Raw genomic sequence first — 11,023 nt, 5'->3', positions numbered from 1 at the left:
CGGCACAGATCCATTGTGGGAGCGAGCTTGCTCGCGAAGGCGTCAGTTGCAGCACCGCCAATCCGAGGGAGTCAGCGCTTGGCCAACTCCATGATCATCCGCGACAACAGATAAATCCGCGGCGCCACGCTCGCCACTTCGGCGTATTCCTCAGGCGTATGGATATTGCCGCCGACAATCCCGAAACCGTCCAGCGTCGGCGTACCCACCCCGGCGGACAAGCTGGCATCCGCCGCGCCACCACTGCCCTCTTCGGTCAGCTTGCGGCCGATCTCGCCGTAAATCCCTTGCGCCATGGCCATCAAGCGATCCGACTCCGCCGTTTGCGGCATCGGTGGCAGGCCGCGTTTGAGGCTGGTGGTGACTTCGGTTTCAGCGATCAGCTTGTCCTGCGACACTCGCGCCAGGTCTTTCTCGATCCGGTCGAACTCTTCCGGCACCGCCGCACGCACGTCAGCCTTGGCGGTGGCGTGATCCGGGATCACGTTGGTGCGATCACCGGCCTGAAGCACGGTGAAGTTGATCGTGGTTTTCTTCGCTTCGTCGCCGAGTTTGCCCAGTTGCAGAATCTGGTGCGCCGCTTCCATCGCCGCGTTCCGCCCCAGTTCCGGCGCGACCCCGGCATGCGCCGCCTTGCCTTTGACCTCGACCAGCGCCGTCGCACTGCCTTTGCGCCACACCACTAGACCATCGGCCGGACGCCCCGGTTCGAGGTTGAGGGTCACGTCATGCGCCTTGGCGGTTTTCTTGATCAGGTCGGTGGCGACGTCGGAGCCGGTTTCCTCGCTGGCGTCAAGCAGGAAGGTGATTTGCGCGTAATCCTTGAAGTCGAGGTTCTTCAGAATTTTCAGCGCGTAGATCCCGGCGACGATGCCGCCCTTGTCGTCCATCACCCCGGGCCCGTAGGCGCGGCCGTCCTTGATGTGGAACGGGCGCTCGGCCGCGGAGCCTTCCTTGAACACCGTGTCCATGTGCGCCATCAAAAGGATTTTTGCCTTGCCGGTGCCTTTGAAGGTGGCCAGCACATGATTGGATTTTTCCGGGGTATTGGGCACCAGTTCGATGGTGGCGCCGAGCTTCTTCAGCTCATCGATGGCGATCTCGCTGACTTGTTTCAGGCCCGGTTCATAACCGGAACCGGAATCGATGTTGACCAGCCGTTCCAGCAGTTTCAGGGCTTCGGGCTGATACTGCTCGGCATCGGCCAGTACTTGCTTGTGCGGTTCGGCGAAGGCGCTGGCGGAGCTGAGGACGAGGGACAGGCCGAGACTGGCGGCCAGCAGCGAGCGGGGGAATGCGAACGTCATGAATCGATCCTTGTTTCGCGTCGGGGGGACTCAAACCGTACCTGACATCGACGCAAGGCTCTATACCGGATGCGACATCTCTGCGGCCGACACCGAACACTTGTAGGCCTTCGCCTGCTCGCGACAGCGGAGTGTCAGCCGACATCAATGCCGCTGACAGAACGCCTTCGCGAGCAAGCCCGCTCCCACAGGGGACGGCGGTGATAGATCAGACCGAATCGAGCAGTTCCTGCTTCGGCAGATCATCACTGTTGCAGATCACCCGATTGCGCCCGGTCGCCTTGGCCTCGTACAGCGCCTGATCCGCATCATTGAGCCAACGGGTCGCGTCGCCGTGTGCCGGTTCGTAAGCCGCCAGACCAATGCTCAGACTGACCTTGAGCGCCGGGTTCTGCTCGTAACCCAGAGTGGCGAAACGCTCGCGCAAGGCTTCCATGGCCTGCGCGGCATTGAACAGCGGCAGGTCAGGCAGGATCACGCAAAACTCATCGCCGCCATACCGCCCGGCGACGTCCGCAGCGCGCAGGTTCTGCTTGAGCATTTTGCTCAACTGGCGCAGCACGATGTCACCCGCCACATGCCCGTAGGTGTCGTTGATCGCCTTGAAGTGATCGATGTCGATCAACGCGATCGCTGCGCCCTGCTGCTGCCGGCGGCAACGTTGAAAGGCGATTTCCAGTTGATCCTTCCACGCGCCGTGATTGAGCAGTCCGGTGAGGCTGTCGGTGCGACTCAGGGCCAGTAGCTCACGCTTGTGCAGGCCCAGCGTGTAGGCCTGGCGAAAGCAGATCCAGCCCAGCGCCAGCGGGTACAGCATCAGCAACGGCAGGCAGGCATAAAGCTGCAGAGGCGAGGTTTGCGGGATGAACGCCGGGGCGAAAACCACCAGGCCGACGCCGATACCAAGAACCTGCGCGGCAAGACCCGCCGCGAGAAAACGTAATCCGCCGATGGCGACGTTATTCATCGCCATCATCGAAATGGTGGTGGCACTGGGCAGCGGATTGAACTGCATGGCGGCGACCCAGAAGCCGCCCATAAAGGCATCAACCAACAGATTGCGGTGTTCCGCATGGTAAGGAACGCTGGCACGACGGGCCCATTGAAACGCCAGGTGCGGCCAGAGCAGGCCATTGAACAGCATCAACGCCCAGACCCACAGCGGCGGGTCTAGCGGGTACATCGCCGCGCTCACGCACAACAGCCCCAGCACCAGCCCGAGGGTTCGCGATGTATAAAGCCTCCTGGCCAATGAAAGTCCCTTTCCCCCCTTGTTTCGCATAAGGGCCTCGACCACTCAACGGAACCTGCGAACACCGTCAGACGGATGTGCTGGAAGTCTAACAGGCAGCCGTTAAATAGCTATCACCGGCCAGCCGCTGAATACCGCGCCATCGCCGTCGCGCACAGGGCAAATTTTTAGCTATACCTGAAAGGACGAAAACGGAAAAACGACTATAAGAAGGAGGCCCATGCAGACCTACCGAGTGTTGATCATCGGCAGCGGATTTGGCGGCCAATGCGCGGCGGTCAACTTGCTCAAGGCCGGAATCGACGATTTTCGCTTGCTGGAAAGAAGGGACTTTTTCGGCGGCACCTGGTGCCAGAACACCTACCCCGGCGCGGCGGTGGATGTGCCGTCGCCGCTGTACTCGTTGTCGTTTGCGCCATTTCCCTGGACGCAGATGTTCGCCGCCCAGGCCGAATTGCATCGCTACACCGAACACGTCATCGAGCGCTTCGGCCTGCGCGAGCGCGTGGCGCTGCAAACCAACGTCGAACGCATCGAATGGGACGACGCCGAAAAGCGCTGGGCGGTGCATACCAGCAAGGGGATTTTTTACGCGCAGTTCGTGATCAACGCCTCCGGGCCGTTGAGCCAACCGGTAATCCCACCCTTTCCCGGCCTGGATCGCTTTCAGGGCAAGACTTTTCATACCAACAATTGGGATCACAGCTACGACTACCGCGGTAAACGCGTGGCCATCGTCGGCAGCGGCGCCAGTGCCGCCCAGGTGATTCCGGCGATTGCTGCCGAAGTCGAGCAATTGCACGTGTTCCAGCGCACGCCACATTGGGTGCTGCCGCGCGCCGATCGCACGTTCGGGCCTTTCCAGCGCTGGCTGCTGGGTGTCAAACCGGCGTACAAGCTGCTGCGCTGGCTGCTCTACTGGCAATTCGAAACCCGGGTGATCGCCTTCAAATACTCGAAACCGGCGATTCACCTGGTTCAGCGTCAGGCGCTGCGTTTTCTCAAGCAACAGGTGCCGGACCCGGTATTGCGCGCAAAACTCACCCCGGACTTCACCATCGGCTGCAAGCGCATTCTGCTGTCCAGCACCTATTACCCGGCGCTGACCCGGCCCAATGTCACGTTGCACAGCCGCGAACAAGGCATCGCCGCGCTCGATGAAACCGGGATCACCACCACCGACGGCCAGCACATCGACGTCGATCTGATCGTCTGGTCGACAGGCTACGACGCCACCGACGGCGTGGTCTCCTACCCGGTGACCGGCAGGCACGGCGTGCAACTCAAGGATGTCTGGGCGCAGTACCCGCGCGCCTACCTGGGCACCAGCCTGCCGGACTTTCCCAACCTGTTTATCGTCACCGGGCCCAACACCGGCATCGGGCATACCTCGGCGCTGTTCATCATCGAAGCGCAGATGAATTACATCCTCGACTGCATCCACACCCTGCAGTCAAAAGGCCTGCGCAGCATCGAAGTGCGCCCCGCAGCGGAACGTACCTACACTGCAATGATCCACCGTGAGATGGAACGCACGGTGTGGAAGTCCGGCGGCTGTCACAGTTGGTATCAGAGCAAGAGCGGTCATGTGATCGCGATATTTCCGGGCTTCAGTTTCAGCTACTACCGGTTGACCCGGACGCTGAAACCGGCTGACCACATTCTGTCCTGAACACGTAAAAGGAAGACGTCGATGCTTGTGCTGTTTGTCGCTCTCGCGGTTTTCGTGGCCTGGAGCTGGTTGAGTTATCCAGCGATCGGCCATTGGTTGTACGACCTGAGCACGGCGCTCGAGGCCAAGTTGTACAAGTTGCACAAAATCGAGGTGCCGATTGCCGAAATGACCGTCTCGACCTGGCAGGGTGGTCCCTATGAAGCGGCCAGCGCGATCCTGATGCTGCACGGCTACAGCGCCGAGAAGAATCTGTGGCTGCGCTTTGCCAGGCATTTTGTCCGCCAGTACCGGGTGATCATTCCGGACATCGCCGGTCATGGGGAAACCGGGTTCAAGGCCGGTGGCGGCTACGACATTGCGCTGCAGGCCAAGCGCATGATCCAGCTGCTGGACGTGTGCGGCGTGGAGAAAGTCCACGTGATCGGCAACTCCATGGGTGGCTACATCGCGGCATGGCTGGCAGCAACTTACCCGGAGCGGATCGCCTCGGTGGCGCTGATCGACCCGGCCGGCGTCACTGCACCGCAGGCCAGCGACATGGAGCGCCACCTCGCCCGTGGGCATAACCCGTTCCTGATCAACTCCCGGGAAGAGTTCCGCCAGTTTTATGCGATGACCATGGCCTCGCCGCCGTGGGTGCCCGGGCTGGTGCTGGACGCCATCGCCCAGCGATACGAACGCCAGCGTGATGAACTGGAAGAGATCTTCCGCGACTTCCGCGCCAGCCCGCCGATGGAGCCGAAACTGGCCGAGATCAAATGCCCGGCGCTGCTGCTGTGGGGCCGCAAGGACCGCTTGATCGACGTCAGCAGCGTGCCGGTGTGGAGCAAGGGCATCGCCAATCTGCGGGTCGAAGTGTGGGATGGCGTCGGACACATGCCGATGGTCGAACAACCGGGGAATACCGCACGGTTGTATCGGGAGTTTCTGGGCAATCAGCGATGAGTCCCAACACTATCCTTGTGATGAGGGAATTTATTGTGGTGAGGGGATTCAGCGAAACGTCGCACCGCCCCGATGGGTTGCGCAGCAGCCCCAGTTCCAGCACTAAGCTGAATCAGACACACCGCATTCTCTGGGTTGGGGCTGCTGCGCAGCCATCGGGGATAAATCCCCTCACCACAGGTAATCACGTCCGCCGATGGGGTCGAAATGAACATTCTCTACGACGAACGCCTCGATGGCCCGCTACCGGAGGTGAACAAGGCCGAGTTGCTGAAAACCCTGCAGCGCGCCCTCCCGGATCTCGACCTGCTCTGGCGTGAAGACGAACTCAAGCCTTACGAATGCGACGGCCTCTCGGCCTATCGCACCACGCCGATGCTGGTCGCCCTGCCCCGGCGACTCGATCAGGTGCAGACCCTGCTCAAGCTCTGCCATCAACACAACGTGCCGGTGGTTGCCCGGGGTGCTGGCACCGGGTTGTCGGGCGGTGCGCTGCCGCTGGAAAAAGGCCTGCTGCTGGTGATGGCGCGTTTCAACAATATTCTGCACATCGACCCGGCGGCCCGTACCGCGCGGGTGCAACCTGGGGTGCGCAATCTGGCGATTTCCCAGGCGGCCGCGCCGTTCGGCCTGTATTACGCGCCGGATCCGTCGTCGCAGATCGCCTGCTCGATCGGCGGTAACGTCGCGGAAAACGCCGGTGGCGTGCATTGCCTCAAGTACGGCCTGACCGTGCACAACCTGCTGAAAATCGAAGTGCTGACCATCGAGGGCGAACGTCTGACGCTGGGCAGCGACGCCCTCGATGCGCCGGGTTTCGATTTGCTGGCGTTGTTCACCGGCTCCGAAGGTTTGCTCGGGATCATCACCGAAGTCACGGTCAAATTGCTGCCCAAACCGCAGGTCGCCAAAGTCTTGCTGGCCAGTTTCGACTCGGTGGAAAAGGCTGGCCGCGCCGTGGCCGACATCATTGCCGCGGGGATCATTCCCGGCGGCCTGGAGATGATGGACAACCTGGCGATCCGCGCCGCCGAAGACTTCATTCACGCCGGTTACCCGGTCGATGCCGAGGCAATCCTGTTGTGCGAACTCGATGGCGTCGAAGCCGATGTCCACGACGATTGCCTGCGGGTGCGCGAGGTCATGCTCGAGGCCGGCGCCAGCGAAGTGCGGCAGGCCCGCGATGAAGCCGAGCGCGTGCGCTTCTGGGCCGGGCGCAAAAACGCCTTTCCGGCGATTGGCCGCTTGTCGCCGGACTACTACTGCATGGACGGCACCATCCCGCGCCGCGAGTTGCCCGGCGTGTTGCAAGGCATCGCCCGCCTCGGCGCCGAATACGGCTTGCGCGTGGCCAACGTGTTTCATGCCGGCGACGGCAACATGCACCCGCTGATTCTGTTCGACGCCAACCAGCCCGGCGAACTGCATCGCGCCGAAGCGTTAGGCGGGAAGATTCTGGAATTGTGCGTGCAGGTTGGCGGCAGCATCACCGGTGAACACGGGGTCGGCCGCGAGAAAATCAATCAGATGTGCGCGCAGTTCAACAGCGCTGAGCTGAGCCTGTTCCACGCGGTCAAAGCCGCGTTCGACCCGCAAGGCCTGCTCAACCCCGGCAAGAACATCCCGACTCTGCATCGCTGCGCCGAATTCGGCGCGATGCACATTCATGCCGGACAACTGCCATTCCCCGAACTGGAGCGTTTCTGATGGCTGATTTCGACGCCAGCAGCGCGCTGCTCGATCAGGTCAACGAGGCCCGGGCCAACGCCACGCCGCTGAAGATTCAGGGCGGCAACAGCAAGGCGTTTCTCGGCCGCGAAGTGGCCGGTGAAGTGCTCGACGTCCGCGCGCATCGCGGGATCGTGCGCTATGAACCGACGGAACTGGTGGTCAGCGTGCGCGCCGGCACGCCGCTGCGCGAGTTGCTCGCGGCGCTCGACGCGGCCGGGCAGATGTTGCCCTGCGAGCCGCCGGCCTTCGGCGACAGCGCCACGGTGGGCGGGATGATCGCCAGCGGACTGTCCGGGCCACGGCGGCCATGGTCAGGTTCGGTGCGCGATTTTGTCCTCGGCACCCGGGTCATCACCGGCCTCGGCGAGCACTTGCGGTTCGGTGGCGAGGTGATGAAAAACGTTGCCGGCTACGACCTGTCGCGTCTGTTGACCGGCAGTTACGGCTGCCTCGGCGTGCTGACCGAAGTGTCGCTGAAAGTCCTGCCGAAACCGCGTCAATGCCTGAGCATCCGCCTCGATATCGATTGCGCGCGGGCGCTGACCAGACTGGCCGAATGGGGCCAGCAACCGTTGCCGATCAGCGGCGCCTGTCATGACGGGCAAAGCCTATATCTGCGCCTTGAGGGCGGCGAAGGCTCGGTCACCGCCGCGCATCAACGGCTCGGCGGCGAACCACTGGATTCGACGTTCTGGCGCGACTTGAACGAGCAACGCCTGAGCTTTTTCGACGAAGGACTGCCGCTGTGGCGCCTGTCGCTGCCGAACAATCTCGGGCCGCAGGACTTGCCCGGCCAGCAGTTGCTCGACTGGGCCGGCGCGCAACGCTGGCTGAAATCCGATCACGAGCACATTCAGATCCTCGCCCAGGAACTCGGCGGCCACGCCACCTGCTTTACCCATGGCGCCAGCGACACACCGTTCCAGCCGCTAGCCCCGGCGCTCATGCGTTATCACCGGCAACTCAAGGCGCAACTCGACCCGCAAGGGCTGTTCAACCCCGGCCGGATGTACGCGGAGTTCTAGCCATGCAAACCACCCTCAGCGAAGAGTCCCGACAACTGCCGCGCGCGGCCGAGGCGGAAAAAATCCTCCGTACCTGCGTGCATTGCGGGTTTTGCAACGCCACCTGTCCGACCTATCAGTTGCTCGGCGATGAACTCGACGGGCCGCGCGGACGCATCTATCTGATCAAACAAGTGCTCGAAGGCGCGCCGGCCACCGAGCAGACGCAGTTGCATCTGGATCGCTGCCTGTCCTGCCGCAACTGCGAAACCACCTGCCCTTCCGGTGTCGACTATCACAACCTGCTGGATATCGGGCGGGCGGTGGTCGATCAGGCGGTGCCGCGCCCCGCTGCCCAGCGCTTGTTACGCGAGGGCTTGCGTGCACTGGCGCCGAATCCCGGGATGTTCAAGGGTTTGCTGCGCGTTGGTACAACCTTCAGGCCCCTGCTGCCACGAATGTTCGAAAGCAAATTGCCGCAGCGCTCGTCAGCGTCTGGCACACGCCCAGCGCCGCGCCATGCACGGCGGGTGCTGCTGCTCGAGGGTTGTGTGCAACCGGGCCTGTCGCCGAACACCAATGATGCGACGGCGCGGGTGCTCGATCGGTTGGGGATCAGCGTGACGCCGGTGGCCGAGGCCGGTTGCTGCGGCGCGCTGGACTATCACCTCGACGCCCAGGCCAAGGGCCTCGACCGCGCGCGGCAGAACATCGACGCGTGGTGGCCGCACCTGGAAAACGGCGCGGAAGCCATCGTGCAGACGGCCAGCGGTTGCGGCGCGTTCATCAAGGATTACGGGCATTTGCTGGCACAGGATCCGCGCTACGCCGACAAGGCGCGGCAGATCAGCGAACGGACGCTGGATCTGGTACAGATCCTGGCCCGGGAACCCCTGGAGAAACTGTGCGCCGCCAGCCAACGCCGGATCGCCGTGCATTGCCCCTGCACCTTGCAACATGCGCTGAAACTCGGCGGCGCGGTGGAGACACTGTTGACCCGGCTGGGCTTCAACCTCACGGCGGTGCCGGACGGGCATTTGTGCTGTGGTTCGGCCGGCACCTATTCGCTGACGCAACCGACCCTCGCCCGGCAACTGCGCGACAACCGCCTCAATGCCTTGGAGAGCGATCGCCCGGACCTGATCGTCACCTCCAACATCGGTTGCCAGAATCATCTGGCCGGCGCCGGGCGCACCCAGGTTTTGCACTGGATCGAACTGGTGGATCAGTCGTTGGCAGAATGAAGTTCGTAGGATTCTTCGTTTGCCGCCGTCGGCGAAGACTGCGATCTTTTCCTCCATCCAAACCGTGACCGTGGCAGGAATTTTTTTCATGACCGTGCAGCCTTTCGTCAGCCCCGACCTGATCCGCCAACGCTTCTCCAAAGCGATGTCCGACATGTACCGCGAAGAAGTGCCGTTGTACGGAGCGCTGATGGAACTGGTGGAACAGTCCAATCGCGAAGTGCTGGCGGCTCAGCCGGACATCGCACGGCAGCTCGACAGCACCGGTGAAATCCAACGGCTGGACATGGAGCGCCACGGCGCCATCCGCGTCGGCACGGCTACAGAGCTGGCGACCCTCGCCCGGCTGTTCGCGGTGATGGGCATGCAACCGGTGGGTTATTACGACTTGACCCCGGCGGGTGTGCCGGTGCACTCCACGGCGTTTCGCGCGGTGCATGAAGCGGCGCTGCAGGTCAGTCCGTTTCGGGTGTTCACTTCGTTGCTGCGTTTGGAACTGATCGAGGATCCCGAGCTGCGCGCGTTTGCCGAATCGGTACTGAATCAGCGTTCGATCTTTACCCCTACTGTCTTGCACCTGATCGAGCAGGCTGAGTCAGCGGGTGGTCTGAATGAGCCTGAAGCGGAGGAATTTGTTCTGCAGGCCCTGGAGACCTTTCGCTGGCATCACAGCGCAACCGTCACCGCCGCGCAGTACCAGACCCTCAGCGCTCAGCACCGTCTGATCGCCGATGTGGTGGCGTTCAAAGGCCCGCACATCAACCACCTGACCCCGCGCACGCTGGACATCGACAAGGTTCAGGCGCAAATGCCGGTGCATGGCATCACCCCGAAAGCGGTGATCGAAGGGCCACCGCGTCGGCACTGCCCGATCCTCCTGCGCCAAACCAGTTTCAAGGCGCTCGACGAGCCGATCACTTTCACCGACCAGCACAACACCCACGGCAGCCACAGCGCGCGCTTCGGCGAGATCGAACAACGCGGTGCGGCGCTGACTCCCAAGGGGCGAGCGCTGTATGACCGTTTGCTGAATGCCGCCCGCGATGAACTCGGTGACTTCCCCAACGAAGGCAACGCCGCACGCTATAACGAGCTGATGACTCAGCACTTTGGCGAATTTCCTGACAGCGTCGACGGCATGCGCGAACAGGAGCTGGCGTATTTTCGCTACTTCCCTACGGAAAAAGGCCTGGCAGCGGGTAGCCTCACGTCGGCATCGCTGGAGGATTTGCTCCGCGAGGGCCACATGAAAGCTGAACCGTTGGTGTACGAAGATTTCCTGCCGGTGAGTGCGGCGGGGATTTTTCAGTCGAACCTTGGGGACGCGGCGCAGACGCACTATGGCGAACACTCCAACCGCCAGGCGTTCGAACAGGCGCTGGGGCGTGCGACCATTGATGAGTTGGGGTTGTATGCCGAGACGCAGCGGCGTTCGATTGAGGAGTGTGCTCAGGTTTTGGGCGTGAAACTGTTCTGACTGTGGCGAGGGAGCTTGCTCCCGCTGGGCTGCGAAGCGGCCCTCGTTTTGGGAGCGCTGCGCACTCCAGCGGGAGCAAGCTCCCTCGCCACAGAATCAAATGTTGCCTCTAGCGCAGTCGCGACAACAAGGCGAAACGCTCGACGCTGGCCCTTGGCCTTACTGCGCAACTTCTTGCGCACTTGTTCGGTAAAAAAGGCGATTCATCGCGCTGCAGGCCTTGACTGGCGTGGCTTAGAGCCAAGTGCGCAACTTCTTGCGCAGTACTGCGCAAGAAGTTGCGCACTTTCCCTCTCGATTCAGCAAAAAACATCGGCCAAACCGCACGCCAGAGCCACTCCACCCCCGGTTGCCGGGACCTTCGACAAACCTGGCACGCTCCTTGATT

At 62.4% G+C, this 11,023-nt stretch carries 8 protein-coding genes; 6 read left to right on the top strand and 2 right to left on the bottom strand.

Going from position 1 to position 11,023, the window contains the following annotated elements:
- Nucleotides 1-71: 71 nt before the first annotated feature.
- Nucleotides 72-1,307 carry a M20/M25/M40 family metallo-hydrolase gene (locus KCG87_RS27160; protein ID WP_134786763.1) on the bottom strand — a complete coding sequence of 412 codons (1,236 nt, stop codon included), beginning with the start codon at nt 1,305-1,307 and terminating at the stop codon, nt 72-74.
- 208 nt (nt 1,308-1,515) lie between these two features.
- Complete coding sequence (locus KCG87_RS27155) at nt 1,516-2,589, bottom strand: diguanylate cyclase (RefSeq protein ID WP_202370288.1); 1,074 nt, start codon at nt 2,587-2,589, stop codon at nt 1,516-1,518.
- A gap of 190 nt (nt 2,590-2,779) precedes the next feature.
- Between KCG87_RS27155 and KCG87_RS27150 the strand changes: the two genes are divergently transcribed.
- From KCG87_RS27150 to KCG87_RS27125, 6 genes are all read left to right on the top strand, one after another.
- The gene (locus KCG87_RS27150; RefSeq protein WP_135296149.1) at nt 2,780-4,231 is read left to right on the top strand and encodes an NAD(P)/FAD-dependent oxidoreductase; all 1,452 of its coding nucleotides are present in this window, start codon (nt 2,780-2,782) and stop codon (nt 4,229-4,231) included.
- Nucleotides 4,232-4,252: 21 nt separating this feature from the next.
- Nucleotides 4,253-5,179 (top strand): alpha/beta fold hydrolase, encoded by a 927-nt coding sequence (locus KCG87_RS27145; RefSeq protein WP_096796512.1) that lies wholly within the window; start codon nt 4,253-4,255, stop codon nt 5,177-5,179.
- A 207-nt stretch (nt 5,180-5,386) separates the two neighbouring features.
- Nucleotides 5,387-6,886: a glycolate oxidase subunit GlcD gene (glcD, locus tag KCG87_RS27140; protein WP_210559225.1), complete on the top strand. Its 1,500-nt coding sequence runs from the start codon at nt 5,387-5,389 to the stop codon at nt 6,884-6,886.
- A complete protein-coding gene (gene glcE, locus KCG87_RS27135; RefSeq protein ID WP_210559224.1) occupies nt 6,886-7,935 on the top strand; it encodes a glycolate oxidase subunit GlcE in 1,050 nt (349 codons plus the stop codon). The genes glcD and glcE overlap by 1 nt, the downstream gene beginning before the upstream one ends.
- Nucleotides 7,936-7,937: 2 nt before the next feature.
- The gene (gene glcF / locus KCG87_RS27130) at nt 7,938-9,158 is read left to right on the top strand and encodes a glycolate oxidase subunit GlcF (RefSeq protein WP_210559223.1); all 1,221 of its coding nucleotides are present in this window, start codon (nt 7,938-7,940) and stop codon (nt 9,156-9,158) included.
- An 88-nt stretch (nt 9,159-9,246) separates the two neighbouring features.
- Nucleotides 9,247-10,635 carry a VOC family protein gene (locus tag KCG87_RS27125; RefSeq protein ID WP_210559222.1) on the top strand — a complete coding sequence of 463 codons (1,389 nt, stop codon included), beginning with the start codon at nt 9,247-9,249 and terminating at the stop codon, nt 10,633-10,635.
- Nucleotides 10,636-11,023: the final 388 nt, after the last annotated feature.

The sequence above is a fragment of the Pseudomonas sp. MWU347 genome (assembly GCF_017947305.1).
In the GTDB taxonomy this organism is placed as follows: Bacteria; Pseudomonadota; Gammaproteobacteria; order Pseudomonadales; family Pseudomonadaceae; genus Aquipseudomonas; species Aquipseudomonas putida_A.
The sequence above is the reverse complement of the archived record's forward strand: the minus strand, read 5'-3'. Positions and strand labels throughout refer to the sequence as shown.